Origin of the sequence: Lentzea sp. NPDC051213, assembly GCF_044455585.1 — a bacterium.
In the GTDB taxonomy this organism is placed as follows: domain Bacteria; phylum Actinomycetota; class Actinomycetes; order Mycobacteriales; family Pseudonocardiaceae; genus Lentzea.
Map to the genome: position 1 here is coordinate 792,403 of NZ_JBITEX010000004.1, position 20,137 is coordinate 812,539.

Sequence of the window (20,137 nt, forward strand, 5' to 3'; positions counted from 1 at the left end):
CCTCATGGCATTTCGTAGAGCACCCGCGTCGCGGTGGTGAAGCGCCGCACCGTCTCCTGGATCGGGTCGACGCCGATACCGGGCCCGGTGGGGACGTGCATGAACCCGTCCTTCAGCTCGAACGGTTCGGTGAGGTCCTCCGCGAAGTACCGGCGCGACGCCGAGACGTCGCCGGGCAGCACGAAACCGGGCAGCGCGGCCAGCGCGAGGTTCGGGCCGCGCCCGATGCCGGTCTCCAGCATGCCGCCGCACCACACGGGAATCCCGTGCGCCACCGCGACGTCGTGGATCCGGCGCGCCTCCAGGTAGCCGCCGACCCGTGCGGGCTTGACGTTGATCACCCGGCACGCGTCCAGCGCGATCGCGGTGGCCGCGTCCTTGGCCGAGGTGATCGACTCGTCCAGGCAGATCGGCGTGCTGATCCGTTGTGCCAGCAGGGCGTGCCCGCGGATGTCGTCCTCTTCCAGCGGTTGTTCCATCAGCAGCAGGCCGAACTCGTCGAGCCGGCGCAGGTGGTCCGCGTCGGCGAGCGTGTACGCGGTGTTCGCGTCGACCTGCAGCAGGATGTCGCCGAACCGGTCCCGCACCGCGCGCACCGGCTCGACGTCCCAGCCCGGTTCGATCTTGAGCTTGATCCGGGCGTAGCCCTCGGCGAGGTAGCCCTCGACGTCGCCGAGCAACTCGGGGATCGAGTTCTTGATGCCGACCGAGACCCCGGCGGGAACGCGCTCGGCCGTGGCACCGAGGAACGTGCCGATCGACATCCCGTACGACCGCAGCTCGGCGTCCAGGATCGCGGTCTCCAGCGCGGCCTTCGCGAGCTTGTGCCCCTTGATCGCGTGCGTCCTGGGCGCCACTTCCGCGGCCGTGATCTCAGGCGTCACCCGCGGCACCAGGTGATCGGCCAGCACCAGTTCCGCGGCACCGACGAACTCCGAGCAGTACAGCGGTTCCGGGTCTGCCGCGAACTCCGACCAGCCCTCCGCGGCGTCCGTCACCACCCGCAGCAGGAACGTGTCCTTGGTCGTCATCGTGCCGAACGACGTGCGGAACGGCGAGACCAGCGGAATCGCGACGTGCAGCAGCTCTACCCGTTCGATCTTCACTTCTGCCGCTCCAACTCGTACCAGCCCTCGCGCGACATCGACGTCGCCACATAACCCCGGTCGAAGGCGTCGACGAACACGCCGCGCACCGCCTTGCGCCACTCCAGAGCCAGTCCCGGGGACTCCTTGCGCACCTGCACGACGTCGCGCGGCACCCGGCACCAGATCCGCTCGCCGTCCGTGCGCGCCAGCGGTTCCCCGTCCGGCGCGTTCGCCGTGACCTCACCGGCCGGCTCCGACTCGTGCGCCTCACGGGACCCGGTGAGATCCCACCGCACGGTCAGCCGGTCGCTCTCGTCGCCGTCGTTCACGCCGTCGCGCATCGGCCCGTAGAAGTCCACTGTGTACTCGGTGACGACCGCGCCGAGCTTCACCAGGTTGAACCGCGCGTTGCGGGACACCAGCGGGTCGTACGTCCACCGCATGGAGCGAGCGCCGAGCCCGACCGCCCAGTCCTTCTGCGCGAGCTTCAACGGATGCCCGACACCGGGACGAGCCGCCGCGATCATCGAGTACACCGAGCCGTCCGGGCAGAAGAGCCCGGTCGTGGCGCCGACGAGCTCCTCACCGTCGAACGCCCCGATCGTCGCGCCGCCCGCGTGCCGGATGCAGTGCAACGTCTCCGACGACAGGACGTCCTCGGTCGTGTCCCACACCCTCGCGTAGTACCTGGCGACGCCGGCGATGCCGGGAACGTCACCGATCAGCTGGAACCGCAAGGCGCGCCTTCCTTACGCTGTAACCGAAGTAGATGATGAACCCGAGCGCCATCCACGCGAGGAACGCGATCCACGTGTCGAGGCCGAGGCTGAACATCATGTAGAGGCAGAACGCGAGCCCCAGGATCGGCGTGACCGGCGAGAACGGCACCCGGAAGCTGCGTTTGCGGTCCGGCTCGGTGCGCCGCAGGATGATCACCGCGATGTTGACCAGCCCGAACGCGAACAACGTGCCGATGCTCGTCGCGTCGGCCAGCGCACCCAACGGCACCAGCGCCGCGAGCACGGCGATGAACAGGCCGACGACGACCGTGTTCACGAAAGGCACACCGGTCTTCGGGCTGAGCCTCGCGAAGACCGACGGCACCAACCCGTCGCGCGACATGGCGTACAGGATGCGCGTCTGTCCGTAGAGGACGGTCAGCACCACGGACGTGGTCGCCACGACCGCGCCGATGGACAGCAGGATCGGCCAGATCGAGCCGCTGACGTTGTCGGTGAGCACCCGGCTGAGCGCCGCCTCGGTGCCCTCGAACGTCTGCCACGGCATGGCTCCGACGGCGGCCAGCGCGACCGCGCAGTACAGCGCGGTGATCACGACCAGCGAGATGATGATCGCGCGCGGCAGGTCGCGCTGCGGGTTCTTGGCCTCCTCACCGGCGGTCGACGCGGCGTCGAACCCGATGTAGGAGAAGAAGAGCGTGGCCGCGCCGGCGCTCATGCCGGCCAGGCCGAGCGGGAACAGCGGCTGCAGGTTGCCTGCCTTGAGCGCGGTGAACGCGACCGCGCAGAACATCAGCAGCGCGCCGATCTTCACGTAGACCAGGATCGTGTTGGTGCGCGCACTGCCCTTGGCGCCGCCGAGCAGCACCAGCATCGAGATGACCACGACCAGCACGGCCGGGATGTTGATGATCCCGCCGGCACCGGGCGGCTGGCTGAACGCGTCCGGGATCCGCAGCCCGGTGACCAGGTGCAGCAGCTCGTTGACGTACTGCCCCCACCCGACCGCGACGGCCGCGACCGAGACGCCGTACTCCAGCACGAGGCACCAGCCGCAGACCCACGCGACGATCTCGCCGAGCGTGGCGTAGGTGTAGGAGTACGAGGAACCCGACGCCGGGATGAGGCCCGCGAGCTCGGCGTAGGACAACGCGGAGAACAACGCGGTGATGCCCGCCAGCACGAACGACAGCACGATCGCCGGACCCGCCAGCGGCACCGCCTCGCCCAGCACCACGAAGATGCCCGTGCCGAGGGTGGCACCGATGCTGATCATGGTGAGGTGGCCGACGCCGAGAGTGCGGTGCATGCCGCTACCGGGATGAGTCAGCTGGTCGATCGGCTTGCGCCGCAACACCCGCGCCCCGATGCGCTGTTCGTTGCTCATCAGGTCAACTTAAACCCCGCGCCCGTACCTATCCGCCACCAACCGGGCGGAACGTGCGGCGGTACGTGTCCGGCGGCACACCGACCGTCCGGTGGAAGTGCCTGCGCAACGTCGTGGCCGTACCCATGCCCGACGCCTCGGCGATCAGGTCCACGCTGTCGTCCGTCATCTCCAGCAGCTCCTGCGCCCTGCGGATGCGCTGGGTGTGCAGCCACTGCAACGGAGTGGTTCCTGTCACGGCCTTGAAGAGGCGGTTGAGGTGGCGCGAGCTCATGTTCGCCTGGCGGGCCAGGTCCTCGACGGAGAGTGTCTGGCCGAGACGTGTCGACGCCCAGCCGAACAGCTCGGTCAGCGGGTGCCCCTCGTCGGACGGCACCGGCGCGAGCACGAACTGCGCCTGCCCACCGTCGCGATGCGGCGGCACGACCAGCCGCCGTGCCGCGGTGTTGGCCGTCGCCACGCCGTGATCACTGCGGATGAGATGCAGGCTCAGGTCGATCGCCGCCGCCTTGCCCGCCGACGTGAGCACCCGGCCGTTGTCGACGTAAAGCACGTCCGGGTCGACCTCGACCAGCGGATACCGCTGCGCCAGCACGTCGGTGTGGGCCCAGTGCGTCGTCGCCCTGAGCCCGTCGAGCAGCCCGGCCTCCGCCAGCACGAACGCTCCCGTGCACAGCGAGACGATCCGCGCACCCTCGTCGTGGGCCGCCCTGACCGCCGCCACGAGACCCGCGTCGATCGGTTCGTCCAGGTCCGCGATGGCGGGGACGATCACCGTGTCCGCACGGGTGAGCTGGTCGAGGGGCAGATCCGGCTCCAGCGTGAACCTGCCGACGCGCACCGGACCGTCGCCGCAGATGACCACGCGGTAGTCCATCTGCGGCGCGGTGAAGATCTCGTAGGTCGCGGTCAGCTCGAAGTGCAGCATCCCGCCGGTCACAGCGAACGCGAGCATGTCCGAAACTGTACGCATCATGTCGTTCCAGACACTAGCCCGTTCTCACTCCCGGCACTTGAATGGTCCACATGGGACACCAGATCGCGGTCTACGGCGCCTCCGGCCTCACCGGACGCTTTGTGTTGGCGGAGCTGGAAAAGCGCGGCTTCGAACCACTCCCGTCCGGTCGCGCCCAGGCCACGGCCGACGATCCCGGCGCGCTCGACCGGGCACTGGGGAACGCCGCCGCGGTGATCAACACCGCGGGCCCGTTCGCGGTGACGGCGGGACCGCTGATCTCCGCGGCCGAACGCGCCGGCATCCCCTACGTCGACGTGGCCGCCGAGATCGAGGCGAACGCCGACACGTTCGCCCGCGGTGCCACGATCCCGGTCGTGCCCGCGATGGCGTTCTTCGGCGGCCTGGCCGACCTCATGGTCACCGCCGCGATGGGCGACTGGACCTCAGCCGACGAGGCCCACATCGCGTACGGCCTGAGCGGCTGGCAGCCGAGCCCGGGCACGCTCACCGCAGGCGCTATCTCCCGCGAGCGGCGGGACGGCCGGCGCGTTCGCTTCCGCGACGGCGAGCTGCAGTACCACTCCGACACCCCACCGACCTCGGCCTGGGAGTTCCCCAGCGGCCCGCGCGAGGTGATCGGCGAGTTCTCGATGGCGGACATCGTCACGGTCCCCAGCCACCTCAACATCCCGTCGGTGACCTCGTACATGTCGGCCACCGCGGCACAGGGCCTCAACACTGCCGCCGAACGGCAGGAGCCCGAAACGTTCGAGGTGGACGTCCGCGTGCGCCGGGGCGGCGAGGAACGCCGGATGACCGTCTCCGGCCGTGACATCTACGCCGTGAGCGCGCCTCTGGCCGTCGAGGCTGTCGAACGCCTGCTCACCGGCCGTTCGAAGATCACCGGCGTTGCCTCGGCCGGCGCGATGTTCGACGCCCGCGACTTCCTGGACGCCCTCTCCGGGCACCTCAGAACACCAGCGTGACCTCGCCGTTCAGGCCGCCACGCGCTTCAAACCACGACAGTCGGCCTCAGACCGCGACCTGCCGCGCGTCCGAACTCTCCGGCCACGCGTGCATGGCGAGCTCGGCGACCCGCTCGAGATCGGTGGTCGAGGCGCCGTCGCGCGCCTGACCGGACATGCCCTGGATCGTCGCGGCGAAGAACACGGCCAGGCCGTGGGCATCCACGGTGGACGGGAGCACGCCCTCGTCGACGTCGTGCCGGATCTTGGCCTCGATGGCGTCGCGGCCGGCCTCGCGCAGCTCCCTGAGCTGGGCGACGACGTCACTGGACACCGCGGTCGGGTTGCTCGCCGCGCTGATCACCAAGCAGCCCTGGGGATGCGACGAGTCCGTGTAGGACACGGCCGCCTCGGCGAGCATCCGCTCGATCGCTCGGCGTGCCGTCGGCTCCTCGTCCAGGGCTCTGACCGTGAACGCGCCGTAGGTGCGCTGGTAGTAGCCGACCACCTGGCCGAACAGTGCGCGCTTGTCCCCGAAGGCCGCGTACATGCTCGGCGGGTTGACCCCGGTGATGCGGGTCAGATCGGACATGGAGGTCGAGTCGTACCCGCTCCGCCAGAAGGCGAGCGTGACCTGTTCGAGCACTTCGTCCTGGTCGAAGGCCCTTCGTCGTCCTCGCGTCGCTGCCACCACCCAATTCTAGAACGCTCGTTAAGTTTTGTGCTATGGTCTTATCTGTAAGGGTCGTTACAGAATTTGTGGAGGAACTCCAGTGGCAGACCTCACCGGTAAGACCGCGCTGGTCACGGGCGCGAGCAGGGGGATCGGGCGGGCCATCGCGGAACGTCTGGGCCGGGACGGGGCGCTCGTCGTCGTGCACTACGCCCAGGACGACGCCGCCGCCAAGGAGGTCGTCGCGACCATCACGAAGTCCGGGGGCAAGGCGTTCGCCGTGCGCTCGGAGCTGGGGGTGGACGGCGATGTCGACCTGCTGTTCGACGGCATCGAGTCCGGCCTGGCCGAGCTCGGCGCCGAGAACGCCCTCGACATCCTGGTGAACAACGCGGGCATCGGGCTCCCGGCTCCCATCGAGAACGTCGACCAGGCGGGCTTCGACCGGGTGTTCGCGGTCAACGTGCGTGCTCCGTTCTTCATCACGCAGCGGGCGCTGCCGCTGCTGCGCGACGGTGGCCGGATCATCAACATCTCCTCTGGCGTGACCAGGGTCGCGTTCCCGGACGGCATCGCCTACGCGCTGACCAAGGGTGCGCTCGACACGTTCACCCGCACGCTGGCCAAGCCGCTCGGCGAGCGGGGCATCACCGTGAACTCGGTGGCACCCGGCGTGATCGACACCGACGTCAACGCGGGCTGGCTGCGGGGCAACGACGAGGCGATCGCCTCGGTGTCCTCGTCCGCGGCGCTCGGCCGGGTCGGCCAGCCGGAGGACATCGGTGACGTCGTGACGTTCCTGGCGTCCGAGGACGCGCGGTGGATCACCGCGTCGTTCCTCGACGCCACCGGTGGCGCCTTCCTCTGATCGGCACCACGCGACCCTCGTGAGCAGTCAGCTGCTCACGAGGGTCTTCTTGTGCTTGTGCAGTTCCCGGTAGCTCAACACACCGCCGAGCGCGGTCACGACCGCCCCGGCGATGACGACGGCCCGCGTCCCGAACCCGGCGTCGATCACCCAACCGCCGAACCACCCGCCGAAGGCGATGGCGATCTGCACCGACGAGACGCTCACCGCGATGGCGAGCGTCGGGGCCCCGGTGGACGCCAGGCCGATGATCCTGGCCCCCATCAACGGGTTCAGCGCGAAGAAGACCACACCGAACGTGAACACCAGGACTCCGCTGAGCCAGGCGGACGACGCCACGCCGGCGAACACGAGCAACACCAGCACGAGCACGCCCAGCACCGCCGTGGTGGCGGGCATCAGGGCGCGGTCCGCGAGCTTGCCCCCGACCCAGCCGCCGACGCACGACCCGATGCCGAAGATCACCAGCATGAGGCTGATCGCGTTGGCGTCCAGTCCTGTCACCTCGGTGAACAACGGGGTCAGGTAGGTGAAGGCGGTGAACGCCCCCGCCATGCCCAGTCCGGTGACGACCAGCGCCGCCTGCACCCTGCGGTCGCCGAGCACCCGCAGCTCCGACGCCGCGCTTCCCCCGGCCGGCACGTCCTTGACGGTCAGCACCGCCGCCAGCGTGGCCACCGCGCTCAGCACCGCGACGCACCAGAAGGTCGCGCGCCAGTCCAGCCGGTCGGCGATGAGAACACCGAGCGGCACACCGAGAACAGTCGCGAGGTTCACGCCGATGAGCACCTTGGCCACCGCCGAACCGGACTGCTCCTTCGGCACCAGCGAGGTCGCCATGATCAACGCGAGTGCGAACAGCGTGCAGTGGGTGAGCGCCGACAACACCCGCGCCACCAGCAGGACGCGGTAGTCCGGCGCGAGCGCGGCGAGCACGTTGCCGGCCGCGAACAACGCCGTGAGGCCGATCAGCAGGGGCTTGCGGGGGACGCGGCTCGTCACCAGCGTCAGGACCGGCCCGGCGAAGACCACGGTGAGCGCGTACGCGGTGACCAGCAGACCGGCCTGCGGGACCGACACCTGCAGATCGGCCGACAGCACCGGCAGCAGGCCCGCGATGATGGATTCGGCCGTGCCGAGGCTGAAGACGGCGAGCACAAGCGCGACAAGGGGAAAAGCCATGACGGAGTGTCCTTTCCAGACAGAGCGCACGACGATGCGGCGGTGCACCTGGTGCACCGCCGCTCGTGCCGTGACGCTCGCGGTTATCCGGCGACGACCGGCAGGGTGTGGACGCCGCGGATGAGCAGGCCCTCGCGCCAGCGCAGCTCCTCCGCCGGCACGGCCAGCCGCAGGTCGGTGAACCGGGCGAGCAGGCTCCCGATCGCGATCTGACCTTCCATCCGCGCCAGCGCCGCACCGATGCAGTAGTGCGGCCCGTGCCCGAAAGCGAGGTGGCCCTGGGCGTCGCGGGTGACGTCCAGTTCGTCGGGGTTCTCGTACTTCTCCGGATCCCGGTCGGCGGCGGCCAGCGACACGAGGACCGGTGCACCCTCAGGAATCGGGTCACCGCCGTAGTCGTCGATGGGCTCCAGCGCGTACCGCCAGGTGCCCGCCGCGACGGAACCCTCCCAGCGCAGCACCTCCTCGATCACGCCGGGCACGAGGCCGGGATCGGCGCGCACGGCCGCGAGCTGGCCGGGGTGGGTCAGCAACGCCAGCACCGCGTTGGAGATCAGGTGCACGGTCGTCTCGTGCCCGCCGACCAGCAGCAGGAACGCCATGGACGTCAGCTCGTCCTGGGACAACCGCTGGTCGTCGTCCCTGGCCTCGATCCACGCCGTGAGCAGGTCGTCGTCCGGCTCACGTTCCTTGCGGGCGACCAGCAGCCGCAGGTACTCGGAGAGTTCCTTGGCCGCGACGACGACGCGTTGCTGCCCTTCCTCGTCGGCCACCAGCGTGGAGAGCGTGTTGGACCACCGCTGGAACGTGTCGCGTTCGTCCAGCGGGATGCCCAGCAGTTCGCAGATCACCGTGATGGGCAACTGGAACGCGAACTCGGCCAGCAGGTCGACCGGGCCGTCCACCGCGGCGACGTCGTCGAGCAGGCCGTCGGTGATGGCCTGGATGCGCCCGCGGATCGCCTCCATCCGCCGTGATGTGAACGCCTTCAGCACCAGCTTCCGCAGCCGGGTGTGGTCCGGCGGATCGAGGTTGAGCAGGTGCCGCACGAGCGCCATGTCCTCGCCGTCGGTCGGCTGGGCCGCGACGGCCGCCCACCGTGCGCCGACGCTGGCGGGAGACTTGCTCAGCCGCGGGTCCGACATGGCCGCACGGGCCTCGGCGTAGCGGGTGATGAACCAGATCTCGGCACCGTCCGGTGTCTCGACCCGGTGGACGGCCTGCTCCTCGCGCATGGCCGCGAAAGCGGTGTAGGGGTTGGCGAGTCCCTCGGTCCGCAGGACCTTCGGCGCCGTGTGCTGCGCTGTCATTTCTCTCCTTGCAGGGCCGGAACGGGTGTGATGGCCTGCTTGCGCGGCGAGCTGAACAGGCGCATCGCCGGCTTCTCCACGACCGTGTAGAGCAGCCAGGCCGCCGCCACCGTCGCGATCAGGTTCGCCACGATCACCAGGAACGCCACCGGGCCGGAGAACAGCGACGTGGCACCGAAAAGCGGCCGCGCGCCGATCATGACCAGCACGTGCACCAGGTAGAAGGCGAACGACACCTCACCGAGGAACACCGCGGTTCTCCCCCGCAGCCACGACTTCTGGCCGTTCACGTCGGCCAGCGCCGCCGCGGGCACGAGCAGCGCGATCGGGACGATCGTGACCGCGTTCAGGCCGAACAGGTACGGCACCTCTGGCGAGAGGACGTACACGACCACGAACAGGACGGCCGCCGGAGCGAGCCGAAGACCGACCCATTTGCCGTTGAGCACCAGCAGACCGATCAGCATGCCCAGCAGGAAGTCCAGCGCCCGCACCGGAGGCAGCACGTAGACGAGCCAGAACTGGGTCATGCTCACGGGTTGCCCGTCCGGCATGATCGGCGTGCCCGGCACCACGGCGCCGACCACCACGGCGACCCCGACGATCGCGACCAGCACACCGCCCACCCAGTACCACAGGTGGTCCGGGTCGATCTTCCTGATCAACCGCAGCAGGAACGGGAACGCGAGGTAGAACAGCACCTCGCAGGACAGCGACCAGCTCGGCGGGTCGACGCTGAAGATCACGCCGTAGTCCGGCACCCACGCCTGCACCAGGAACAGGTTGGCCAGGAGCCCGGTCGAGCCCGCCCCGGCGATCACGAACAACGCCAGGAAGAACGTGACCAGGTGGTTGGGGTAGATCTTGAAGAACCGGCGCCGGTAGAACCGCCCGAGACCGTCGTTGTCCCGTGCCGACACGGTGAGGATGAACCCGCTCAGCACGAAGAAGAACGACACCCCCACGTGGCCCGCGTTGATGAAGTACTTGCGGTAGACCTCGGCGGTGCCGGGGTCGGAGAACACGTTCAGCCAGATGACGTGGTGGAAGAACACGAGCACAGCGGCGATGAACCGCATTCCGGTCAGCGATGGCAGGCGCGCTCCCTTGTGGACCACGCCTCTGGCCACCAGTGCGTCAAACACGATCACACCTCCGGGTGTCGGCTAGGGGAGACGGACGGACAGGGCGTGGCGGAAGGTGTCGCGCGGGTCCCAGCGCGCCTTCACCTGCTGCAGCCGGCGGTAGTTGTCCTTGAAGTACAGGTAGGTCCAGTCCACGCCGGACTGGTTGAGCACCGGATCGGCCGGGTCGACGTCGGCGTAGTTGATGAACATGCCGTCGTTGACCTCGTTGGGCACCGGCACTCCCCCGGTGTCGGCGTAGATGTCCCGGAAGATCTCCCGGACCCAGGCGAGGTGACGCGCGTCGTCGTCACCGTTGGTCCACAGCGCGGCCGTCTGCACCTTCAGGATCGAGTCGCGCTGGGCGACCGCGGTCGCCGTCGGGGACACGCTGGAGACCGCGCCGCCGTAGCCGCTGATGAGCAGCAACGCGGCGGGGTTGCTGTAGTCGGTGCGGGTCAGGTGCTTGTACATCGCCGAGATCTGCGTCGGCGTGAAGTTCTTGCGCTGGTACGCGGGTTTGCCCTTGAACCGGAGTGTCGGGTCGGGTCCGGTGAACCCCGACCACTTGGTGGCGTGCAGCCACGGGATCCGGCGGCGCTCGGCCACCGCGAACGGGAAGCCGACGCCCGCGTTGATCGCGTTGAGGTAGTCGTCCAGCAGCTTGTCCGCGTTGGACACCGTGCCGTCCACCTGGGTCGTCAGGCTGACCGCGCCCGCGGCCACGTGCGCGGGCTTCAGCTCGCTGAAGAGCCTGGTGTACGGCGAGGTCGGCGAGCTGTTGAGCTCGTACCACCGGCCGAAGTTCGACATCAGCCGGGCGAACGAGGTCGCGTTGAGGCTGCTCCAGGCCCAGGACACGTTGCTGATCAGCAGTTCCGACGGCGGACGCGGCAGCTGCTTGGCCGGATCGGCCGAGACGGCGCCCGGCGTGCGGAACCAGAACTTGGTGACCACGCCGAAGTTGCCGCCACCGCCACCGGTGTGCGCCCACCACAGGTCGCGGTTGGGGTCGGTCGGCGCGCACGTGGCGACCACCGACCGCGCCGTGCCGGCCGCGTCGACCACCACGATCTCGATGGCCTCGAGGTAGTCCACCGACAGCCCGAACATCCTGGACAGCGCGCCGTAGCCACCGCCGGTGATGTGCCCGCCGACGCCGACGGTCGGGCACGCGCCCGCGGGAATCGTGACGCCCCAGCCCTTGTAGAGCGCGTCGTAGATCTCGCCGAGCGTGGCACCCGCTTCCACCGCGAACGCCTTGCGAGCCGGGTCGAACTTCACCGAACGCATCGGGGAGAGGTCGATGACGGCCTTCACGGCCTGGTCGGCGACGAAGTTCTCGTAGCAGTGCCCGCCACTGCGCACCGCGAGGCGCTTGCCCGCCCGCACGGCCGCCTGGACCGCGGCGACCACCTGAGCGGTGTTGGAGACCAGGTGGACGGTGTCGGGCGTGCCGGTGAACCGGAGGTTGGTGCCCCGCACCAGGTCCGAGTACTGCGGGCTGCCGGGCGTCACGGTGATGTACGCGCTGTCCAAGGCCTCCGTGTCGGCACTGGCGCTGCGCGTGCCGACGAGAGCTGCCGTCCCCAGTGCGGCGGAGCCCGCGAAGAGGCGCCGGCGCGATAACCCTGTTGTTGTCATGTGGTTCTTTCCCCCTGATGGTGAATGCTCAGCGGCCGGTGAAGGAGGCCTTGCCCGGCCCGCTGGTGACGAATGTGGTCATGCCGGCGGCGCGGTCCTGCGTGCCGAAGAGGCCGGCGAACAGCGCCCGTTCGATCTGCAGCCCGGAGCGCAGGTCGGTGCCCGCGCCGAGGTCGATCGCCTGCTTGGCCGCGCGCAACGCCAGCGCGGGCCCGCCGACGAACTGCCGCGCCCACACCGTGGCCGCGGGCAGCACGTCCTCGGCGGGGAGGACCTCGTCGACCAGTCCGATGTCCAGGGCCTCCTCCGCGCCGAGGGCGCGGCCGGTGAAGATCAGGTTCTTGGCCCGGCCGGTGCCCACGAGCCGCGCCAGCCGCTGCGTGCCACCCGCACCGGGGATCACGCCGAGCTGGATCTCCGGCAGGCCGATCCTGGTGTCCCGCCCGCAGACCCGGTGGTCCGCGGTCAGGGCGAGCTCGCAGCCACCGCCGAGCGCGAAACCGTTGATGGCGGCCACGACCGGCTTGGGAATGTCCGCGACGGCGGTGAACGCGGCCTGCAGCCGCTCGGAGTGGACGAGCATCTCGGAGTGGCTCATGCCGGCCATCTCCCGGATGTCCGCGCCCGCCGAGAACTTGTCTTCACCTCCGTGCAGGACAACGGCTTCGACATCCGCCCGAGTGGCCGCCTCGACGGCCGCGCGATGCAGGTCCGCCTGTGCCTCGACGTCCAGTGCGTTGACAGGACGGCGATCCAGGCGGATCACGCCGATCCCGTCGGCCACCTCCAGCCGCACCGCGAGCAGCCGCTCCGCCGTCACGCCCACAGCAAACCCCCGTTGACCTCGAGCACGTGCCCGTTGATGTAGGAACTCTCGTCGCTGGCAAGGAAGAGCGCGCCGTCCGCGGCCTCGCTCAACCGGCCGGCCCTGCCCAGTGAGAAGCGCGGGCTGTAGGCGTCCCAGGCCTTCTTGTTGCCGGCCAGTTCCTCGCCCATACCGCCGTCGAGCACGCCCGGTGCGAGGCAGTTCACCTGAACTCCCTTGCGCCCCAGCTCGATCGCGGCGGTCTTGGTGAACATCTCCACCGCGGCCTTCGTCGCCGCGTACCCGGCCGCGCCGATCGCGACCCGCGACGACATGCAGGACGAGACGGTGATGATCCGGCCGCTGCCGTTCGCGGCCATGTGCCTCGCCGCGGCCTGGGTGCTGTAGAAGACACCGTTGAGATTGGTGTCCACCATCGCCGTCCAGTCGGCGGCGGCCAGCCGCTCGACCTTGCCGTCGCGGTTGACACCCGCGTTGGCCACGAACACGTCCAGCCCGCCGAACCGCTCGACGGCCGCCTCCACCAGGCGGTCGACGCTCGCCGGATCCGTGACGTCCACCGGGTGGAACGCCACCCGGTCCGGCATCTCGCCGACGAGCAGGTCGATGTCGTGCGGTGACCGGGCCGCGCACAGCACGCTCGCGCCCTCGTCGAGAAAGCGCGTCGCGATGGCCCGGCCGAGCCCCTTCGTGCCGCCCGTGACGATGGCGACCTTTCCTTTGAGGCGCATGGCGCTTCTCCCCTTCAGTGCCAGATGAGAACGGACGCGCCTGCGGTCATGCCGCCACCGACGGCGGCGAGCAGCACGCGTTCCCCGCGCTCGAACGGGCGTTGCGCGGCGGCGCGGTGCATGGTGATCGGGATGGAGGCGGCACCGGTGTTGCCGTACTCGACGGCGGTCAGCGGCACGCGGTCCATCGGCACGCCGACCTCGGCCGCCAGCGACGCGACCAGTTTGGGGTTGCCCTGGTGCATGATCACCCGGTCGATGTCGCCGACCGACAGCCCTGCCGCGGCCAGCGTCTCGTCGATCACCTTGGGAACAGCGCGAAGCGCGTACTCCCGCACCCCTCGTCCGTCCATTGCGAACCGATCGCGGCGAGCGTCGACCGCGGCCTGCGTGACGCGTTCCCGCGTTCCGCCGGCGACGACCTCCACCAGTTCCCGGTAGTCGCCGTGGGTCGCGAGGCGGGTGGCGCGAATGCCGTACCCGTCGGGGACCGGCCCGAGCAGCACCGCCCCGGCACCATCGCCGAACAGGCTCACCGTCTTGCGGTCGGACCGGTTCATGATGCTGGAGTAGATGTCGGCTCCGACCACGACACCGGTGCGGGCGCCCATCGAGCCGGTCAGCATCGCCTCCGCGGTGGCCAGGGCGTAGACGAACCCCGAGCACACGGCGTTGACGTCGAACGACGGGACCGCGGTCAGGCCGAGCTTGTGCTGCAGGATCGCCGCCGTCGCCGGTTGCGGCTGATCGGGCGTCGACGTTGCCAGCACGATCAGGTCGACCCGCTCGCGCAATGCGGGATCGTCGCCGAAGAGGTCCTCCACGGCCGCCTGCGCGAGATCCGAGGTGAGCGTTCCCTTGCGGGCGTAGCGCCGGGTCTCGATCCCCGTCCGCTCGATCACCCACTCCGGCGACGCGCCGGTCCACTGGCTGATCTGCTCGTTGAGAACCACCTCGTCGGGCACGTGCGCCCCGATGCCGAGAATCCCCACCGCGGTCATGGCTCTCTCCTCGTCAGGTCGTGGCCCGCGCCCCACTGCTGGGGTTCCAGGACTTCGATCACCGCGCCGGACCAGCTGAAGCCACCGCCGACGCCGAACACGAACACGCGCTGGCCGGGAGTCAGCGCACCCGTCTCGGACAGGTGGTTGAGGCCGGCGAACTGGTCACCGGGGCCGAGGTGACCGACCTGCCGCGCGAACTGGAACGTGGTGCGCTCCAGGTCCGCGCCGCCCATGGGTTCCAGGCACTGCTTGGTGATGAGGTTGCGGCCGAAGTGCGGCACCACGATGTGGTCGATGTCGGCGAGGGAGACGTTCGCCTCCTGCAGCGCCTGGTCGGCCACGCTCCTGGCGCCGGCCTGCACCCGTTGCCAGACCACGTCCTTGTCCGCCACGGTCTCGAGGAACTCCTCGTGCCTGCGGTGCAGGTCGATGGGCTGCTCGGCGCTGAACTGGGCCGGTCCCCACGGCAGCTTGCCGCGGTGCATCGCCTCCAGCGACGGGTCGGTCGCGTTCGCCAGCGACACCAGCCGCGCGAAGCCGCCCTGCCGGGAAAGCGCGACAGCGGCCGCACCGTCGCCGTAGAGGATGCGGTCGGCACGCCAGCGGTCGAAGTACGGCTCTGACCACAGGTCGCCCGCGGTGAGCACGGCGGTCTGCGCGTCCGGGTGTGCCACGAGGTAGGAGGCCGCGACCTCCAGCGCCACCATCCCGCCGTTGGAGCCCGCGCGGACCTCGGCCGCGAAGCTGCCGGCCTGCGAGACTCCCTGCTGGATGTAGGAGGCCGCGTTCCAGACGTCGATGCCCGCGTGGAAGACCACCGAGTAGAAGACCGCGTCGACGTCGGCCGGACCGGCACCGGCCCTGGCCGCCGCCTGACGTGCCGCCGCCACCGCCATGTCGGCCACGTTGTCCTCAGGTGCGGCGACGGTGACGGAGACGTGGTCGGTGTAGGAGGCGCTCTCCTCGTCGTAACGGCCCTCGGCGATGGCGTCCTCGACCGAGACCGTCTTGGGCAGGAAGGCGCCCACACCGGAGATGTAGATGTCGTTCCACTGCATCAGCTGTCCTCAGTGGTGGGAGACGGGAACCAGTCGCGCACGGTCGCGCGGCGGTGTTGCGTCGTGCGTTCGTAAGGGAGGGATCCGTCCGGCATGTTCAGGACTTCCATCTGGATCCCGATGGGAGTCCGGAAGTAGACCCAGCGGTCGCCGGCGATGGGACCGTCGGGAACGGTCTCCGGCGTGCCCATCACTTCCACTCCCGGCACCTCGGCCAGGTACCGCGCCGCGGCGTCGACGTCCTCGGCGTAGAACGCGAGGTGGTGCCCGCCGACATCGCTGTTGCGCGGGGGCGTAGTGCGCATCCCCTCGACCCGGTGCTCGACCAGTTCGACGTGAGCGACGGGCCCGAGCCGCAGCACCGCGCGAGCGACCTGGCCCTCCGGATCCACTGTGGACACCAGCGCGGGCCCGTCCTCCGCACAGCGGCGGAAGTCGTTGCGCGACACCAGTTCCGCACCGAGCACGGACACGAAGAACTTCACCGAGGCAGCGAGGTCCGCCACGGTGTAGCAGAACAGGTCGGGCGAGTCCCGCAGTTCCACCCGGCCCAGCGGGGTCTCCACCAGCGTCTCGAAGTCGCTCGTGCCCGCCCAGGCGCGCACGGCGGCCGCGGCGTCACCGGTGGCCCGCAGCACCAGGTGGTGCGCCCCCACGTCCCAGGGACGCGGCGGGGTCGTGCTCTGGTCAGGCGCCCGATAGCCGAACAGCTCGAGGTTGGTGACCGGGCCGAACCGCAGCAGTGCGATGTCGGCACTGGCCCTCGGATGAACCCCCAGCTTGCGGGCCATCCAGTCGCTGCCGGGGTGCTCGATCGGCCCCTGCCGGTAGCACAGCCCACCGCCCAGAACGCCCTCGACGAACGCGACCGCCTCATCGAGGTCCGCGACCGTCCAGGCCACGTGATCCACCGCCCTGGCCGTGGGCACATTCATCACAGATTCAAGATGTGCGTCTACTGCTCTCACGGTTGCACACTCATCCCCCCGGATGTCATATCCGCCTTTTAGCGCAAAGCAACTCACGGCATCACCCGTCCGTGATGCCGTTCAAGAAATGCGGTAGATGACCACGTCGCCGATGACGTGACAGATGTCCCCTGTAGCCGGCGCGCCATTCAACCCCAGAACGCGCGCCAGTCTTCCCCCAAGCGCTGATAGCCAGCACGGCTACTATAACGACCATTACGTTTGTCGTGCAACCCTGCTTTTAACTGCCTGCTCAACACCGTCTGTACAGGCATTATGACGACAGGTAGCGGTGCGATCACCCATTGTTGAGACTTGCGTGCTTTAGCGGAAACCTGACCGCAACACAGCGCTATTCAACGTTCAACTATTTCCCTCGGGAACCGAGGCAATGACGGGACCAGCACCGTTCGAATGCGATGTGCCGTAGCTCACCATCTCCGGGAGAGTGCGCCTGACGGCGATCCGGTCGTGTATTAGTGGTGACGTAGCCGCCGACAGGACGCCGTTCCGTTTCCGTCGCAGCCTTCCTTCCCATTCCTCGCGTTGATGGATCGCGCACGCACAGGAACAGCGAGAGGAAACTTCGGTGCAGCAGCACGAACTTGACACGGTGGAGACCGCGGACGGTCTTGTGACGCTCGGAAACCCCGTCACGCACTGGGCAGTCAGGGCGACGAAGCCCGTCAGCTACGAGATCAGGGTGAGCGACGACCTGTTCGCCCTCGACAACACGACGCTTCTGGAAGACGTGGTCCCCGGCACCGGCAGCCCGCGCAGGGTCGTCGTGATCGACGCCGTCGTCGACGAGTTGTACGGCCGGCGGATCAGGAAGTACCTCGACCACCACGGCGTGATCCACCGGATCTGCACGCTCGACAGCGGCGAGACGGCCAAGGACCTCTCGAACGCGCTGCGCGTCGTGGACACACTCGACGAGTTCGGCATCGACCGCAGACGTGAACCGGTGATCGCGATCGGCGGCGGCGTGCTGATGGACATGGTCGGCTTCGTCTGCAGCGCGTACCGCAGAGCGACGCCGTACATCCGTGTCCCCACCACGCTCATCGGCCTCGTGGACGCGGGCGTCGGGGTGAAGACCGGCCTGAACAACAACGGGCACAAGAACCGGCTCGGCAGCTACTTCCCCGCCGCCCGCACGCTGCTCGACCGGACGTTCCTGACCACTCTGGACACCCGGCACATCAGCAACGGCCTGGCCGAGATCCTCAAGATCGGCCTGATCAAGGACGTCGCGCTGTTCGAGCTGCTCGAGGAGCACGCCGAGACGTTGCTGACCGGCAAGCTGCAACGGTCGGCAGGAGCCGCGGACGACGTGCTCGGCCAGACCACGGTCGAGCACCGGCTCTCACTCGGCCACCAGGACCTCGAGCCGGCGACCGAGGTCCTGGAACGCGCCATCAGCGGCATGCTGGAGGAACTGCAGCCCAACCTCTGGGAGGAAGTGCTGGAGCGCGTGGTGGACTACGGCCACACCTTCAGCCCGACGGTCGAGATGCACGCCCTGCCCGCGTTGCTCCACGGCGAGGCAGTCGCGGTAGACATGGCCCTGACAACCGTGCTGGCCCAGCGCCGCGGCCTGGTCGACATCACGCAGCAACGCCGAATCCTGCGCCTGATGGAAAGGCTCAACCTGCCCACCTGGCACGAGCTGCTGACGCCGGAGGTCCTGGTCCCGGCCCTGCAGGACACCGTCCGTCACCGCGACGGCCAGCAGCGACTCCCCCTGCCCATCGGCATCGGCGCGGCCGTGTTCGTCAACAACGTCAGCGAAGCCGAACTGATCGAAGCCGCGTCGGCCCTGGCCGCGGAGGCCACCCGATGACGACCACGCTGGAACAGGGACCGACCGTGGGCACCACAGCCCAGTCCGCCGAGGTCCACGGCGTGCACGGCGCAGCCGGCGTGACGAGGTGGACGTGCTTCGCGGGCAGGCGTCAGCTGCAGTCGCCCAGCGAGGCGGTCGAGTGGGCGTCGATCCCGCCGGGAGGCATGAGCGGCGAGCATCTGCACAGCAGGACGGAGGAGATCTACCTCATCCTGACCGGCTCTGGTGAGTTCCTGCTCAACGGCGAAGCCCACCCGGTCGAACCAGGCACCCTGGCCCTGACCGGCGTGGGCAACGTCCACGGCCTCCGCAACACCGGAACCACCGACCTGGACTGGCTGGTAATCGAGACGTTGGCGCCACCCACCAGGAGCGTCCTGGCCGGCCAACGCCCAACACACGGAGGGGCTCCAGTGAGCAAGGCAGTGCTGTTCGACCTGTTCGCCGACAAACACGTGGACACGACAGGCGTCTTCAGCGGCCCGCTGAAGCGAGTAGAGGTGGTGGACGTCCAAGCAGGCACCGCGACCACCCTGGGCCAACTCACCGCCGAGCTGGCGATCTACGTCTACGCCGGAACAGGCACGACCAGCACAGGCGTACAGGTGTCACCAGGAACGTGCGTGCTACTCCCCTCCGCAACAACAACAGACTTCACCGCCACCAACGACCTACGCCTGCTGGTCACAACCCTGTCGGTGACTCCATGATCATCTCCACCACAGCAGCAGGCGGCACAACACAACTAGCCGGCCAACAAGCCACCTGGCAGTCCCTGGTACGCCGCGGAATGCTCTTCAGCGAATGCGAGAGCATCGAACACTGGCACCTGCCCCCAGGCACGACCCTGCCCCTGAACCCGGCCCACGGCGTAGAAGAGGCAGTGATCGTCCTGGCAGGCACGATCCACCACGAGGACCACCAGGCAGCCAAAGGCGACTGCCTCCTGCTCCCACACGGCACAACAGGCGTCCTGCAAGCGGGCCCAGAGGGCGCAGAAGCCCTGACAATCCGAGCCCTGCCAGCCGAAGTAAGCCGCCGCCTACCCCCAAGAATCCCAGAACTGACACCTCAGAACTGACCCACACACACACACACACACACACACACACACACACGTGCCCCCGTGCCCCCCAATGCCCCCAAGATGAACGCCCGCCAAGTTGCGAAGCAACGAGGCGGGCGGGGGGTCCGGGGGCGTGCCCCCGGCTGGGGGTCTGGGGGCTCGGCCCCCAGAAAACACCCGGAACGAGTGACGGCGAGTGGAAGCAAAGCATCCACGAGCAAGCATCACCCACGAGTGGAGGTGCCGGGAATCGAACCCGGGTCCTATGGCGGCTCATCAGGGCTTCTCCGTGCGCAGTCCGCTATGCCTCTACTTGACCCCACCTGTCACGCGAACGAGCAGGTGTGACGGGCCCAGTCGCTGTGAGTTTCCCGGGCAGTCACCGCGACCGTGACTGCTGGTAAGCCCTCTAGCTGATGCCGGGAACTAGGCCGAAGGCACTCCTAGGCCGACAACCGCTAGCTCCGCTGTCAGGCAGCGAGAGCGTACGCGGTGCGCTTGTCGTTAGACGTGGCGCTTATTGGTTTGCGATGACGCTTAACGGTGGTCTCTCGCCTGCACCGACACGCTTCCCCTGAATCAACGTCCACAGTCGAAACCGTTCACCCCCTTGTAGTGGTACGCCTAGCATAACGACCGGGGCCAACGACTTCTTCCCGAGGCACGGTAGGGCTGTCCCCACCTCCAGCTGGCTAG

General features: G+C 68.8%; 18 protein-coding genes and 1 other RNA gene. 4 read left to right on the forward strand and 15 right to left on the reverse strand.

Going from position 1 to position 20,137, the window contains the following annotated elements; all coding sequences use genetic code 11:
* Nucleotides 1-2: 2 nt before the first annotated feature.
* The 4 genes from menC to ACIA8G_RS21990 are packed head-to-tail and all read right to left on the reverse strand — an operon-like array spanning nt 3 to nt 4,170.
* Entirely contained in the window at nt 3-1,106 is a 1,104-nt protein-coding gene (gene menC, locus ACIA8G_RS21975; RefSeq protein ID WP_396420482.1) for an o-succinylbenzoate synthase, read from the reverse strand.
* Nucleotides 1,103-1,825 carry a hypothetical protein gene (locus ACIA8G_RS21980; protein WP_396420483.1) on the reverse strand — a complete coding sequence of 241 codons (723 nt, stop codon included), beginning with the start codon at nt 1,823-1,825 and terminating at the stop codon, nt 1,103-1,105. The genes menC and ACIA8G_RS21980 overlap by 4 nt, the downstream gene beginning before the upstream one ends.
* A complete protein-coding gene (locus ACIA8G_RS21985) occupies nt 1,803-3,215 on the reverse strand; it encodes an amino acid permease (protein WP_396420484.1) in 1,413 nt (470 codons plus the stop codon). The genes ACIA8G_RS21980 and ACIA8G_RS21985 overlap by 23 nt, the downstream gene beginning before the upstream one ends.
* Nucleotides 3,216-3,243: 28 nt before the next feature.
* Nucleotides 3,244-4,170 carry a helix-turn-helix domain-containing protein gene (locus ACIA8G_RS21990; RefSeq protein ID WP_396420485.1) on the reverse strand — a complete coding sequence of 309 codons (927 nt, stop codon included), beginning with the start codon at nt 4,168-4,170 and terminating at the stop codon, nt 3,244-3,246.
* A gap of 71 nt (nt 4,171-4,241) precedes the next feature.
* Between ACIA8G_RS21990 and ACIA8G_RS21995 the strand changes: the two genes are divergently transcribed.
* Nucleotides 4,242-5,159 carry a saccharopine dehydrogenase gene (locus tag ACIA8G_RS21995; RefSeq protein ID WP_396420486.1) on the forward strand — a complete coding sequence of 306 codons (918 nt, stop codon included), beginning with the start codon at nt 4,242-4,244 and terminating at the stop codon, nt 5,157-5,159.
* A gap of 46 nt (nt 5,160-5,205) precedes the next feature.
* Here the strand turns inward: ACIA8G_RS21995 and ACIA8G_RS22000 are convergent, their stop codons facing one another.
* Nucleotides 5,206-5,829 (reverse strand): TetR/AcrR family transcriptional regulator, encoded by a 624-nt coding sequence (locus ACIA8G_RS22000; RefSeq protein WP_396420487.1) that lies wholly within the window; start codon nt 5,827-5,829, stop codon nt 5,206-5,208.
* Between the two features lie 82 nt (nt 5,830-5,911).
* On the opposite strand from ACIA8G_RS22000, the gene ACIA8G_RS22005 reads away from it, so the two are divergent.
* A complete protein-coding gene (locus tag ACIA8G_RS22005; RefSeq protein WP_396420488.1) occupies nt 5,912-6,679 on the forward strand; it encodes an SDR family oxidoreductase in 768 nt (255 codons plus the stop codon).
* Between the two features lie 27 nt (nt 6,680-6,706).
* On the opposite strand, the gene ACIA8G_RS22010 is transcribed toward ACIA8G_RS22005, so the two are convergent.
* The 9 genes from ACIA8G_RS22010 to ACIA8G_RS22050 all read right to left on the reverse strand — a co-directional run bounded on the left by ACIA8G_RS22010 (nt 6,707) and on the right by ACIA8G_RS22050 (nt 16,493).
* The gene (locus tag ACIA8G_RS22010) at nt 6,707-7,861 is read right to left on the reverse strand and encodes an MFS transporter (RefSeq protein WP_396420489.1); all 1,155 of its coding nucleotides are present in this window, start codon (nt 7,859-7,861) and stop codon (nt 6,707-6,709) included.
* 83 nt (nt 7,862-7,944) lie between these two features.
* Nucleotides 7,945-9,171 (reverse strand): cytochrome P450, encoded by a 1,227-nt coding sequence (locus tag ACIA8G_RS22015; protein WP_396420490.1) that lies wholly within the window; start codon nt 9,169-9,171, stop codon nt 7,945-7,947.
* A complete protein-coding gene (locus tag ACIA8G_RS22020; RefSeq protein ID WP_396420491.1) occupies nt 9,168-10,316 on the reverse strand; it encodes an acyltransferase family protein in 1,149 nt (382 codons plus the stop codon). Before ACIA8G_RS22020 ends, ACIA8G_RS22015 begins: the two co-directional genes overlap by 4 nt.
* A gap of 21 nt (nt 10,317-10,337) precedes the next feature.
* Nucleotides 10,338-11,939, reverse strand: coding sequence for an FAD-binding oxidoreductase (locus tag ACIA8G_RS22025; RefSeq protein ID WP_396420492.1), 1,602 nt, complete (start codon nt 11,937-11,939; stop codon nt 10,338-10,340).
* 28 nt (nt 11,940-11,967) lie between these two features.
* The gene (locus tag ACIA8G_RS22030) at nt 11,968-12,759 is read right to left on the reverse strand and encodes an enoyl-CoA hydratase/isomerase family protein (protein ID WP_396420493.1); all 792 of its coding nucleotides are present in this window, start codon (nt 12,757-12,759) and stop codon (nt 11,968-11,970) included.
* The gene (locus tag ACIA8G_RS22035) at nt 12,756-13,496 is read right to left on the reverse strand and encodes an SDR family NAD(P)-dependent oxidoreductase (RefSeq protein WP_396420494.1); all 741 of its coding nucleotides are present in this window, start codon (nt 13,494-13,496) and stop codon (nt 12,756-12,758) included. Before ACIA8G_RS22035 ends, ACIA8G_RS22030 begins: the two co-directional genes overlap by 4 nt.
* A 14-nt stretch (nt 13,497-13,510) precedes the next feature.
* On the reverse strand, nt 13,511-14,497 hold the full coding sequence (locus tag ACIA8G_RS22040; RefSeq protein ID WP_396420495.1) for a 3-oxoacyl-ACP synthase III family protein: 987 nt from the start codon (nt 14,495-14,497) through the stop codon (nt 13,511-13,513).
* Nucleotides 14,494-15,558 carry a ketoacyl-ACP synthase III family protein gene (locus ACIA8G_RS22045; protein WP_396420496.1) on the reverse strand — a complete coding sequence of 355 codons (1,065 nt, stop codon included), beginning with the start codon at nt 15,556-15,558 and terminating at the stop codon, nt 14,494-14,496. Before ACIA8G_RS22045 ends, ACIA8G_RS22040 begins: the two co-directional genes overlap by 4 nt.
* Nucleotides 15,558-16,493 carry a VOC family protein gene (locus ACIA8G_RS22050; protein ID WP_396420565.1) on the reverse strand — a complete coding sequence of 312 codons (936 nt, stop codon included), beginning with the start codon at nt 16,491-16,493 and terminating at the stop codon, nt 15,558-15,560. Before ACIA8G_RS22050 ends, ACIA8G_RS22045 begins: the two co-directional genes overlap by 1 nt.
* 622 nt (nt 16,494-17,115) lie before the next feature.
* Here ACIA8G_RS22050 and ACIA8G_RS22055 point away from each other — a divergent pair.
* Both ACIA8G_RS22055 and ACIA8G_RS22060 read left to right on the forward strand, forming a co-directional pair.
* Complete coding sequence (locus tag ACIA8G_RS22055) at nt 17,116-18,372, forward strand: sedoheptulose 7-phosphate cyclase (protein ID WP_396420497.1); 1,257 nt, start codon at nt 17,116-17,118, stop codon at nt 18,370-18,372.
* A complete protein-coding gene (locus tag ACIA8G_RS22060) occupies nt 18,369-19,085 on the forward strand; it encodes a cupin domain-containing protein (protein ID WP_396420498.1) in 717 nt (238 codons plus the stop codon). Before ACIA8G_RS22055 ends, ACIA8G_RS22060 begins: the two co-directional genes overlap by 4 nt.
* 588 nt (nt 19,086-19,673) lie before the next feature.
* Here the strand turns inward: ACIA8G_RS22060 and ssrA are convergent.
* Nucleotides 19,674-20,051: a transfer-messenger RNA gene (gene ssrA / locus ACIA8G_RS22065) on the reverse strand.
* Between the last annotated feature and the right edge of the window lie 86 nt (nt 20,052-20,137).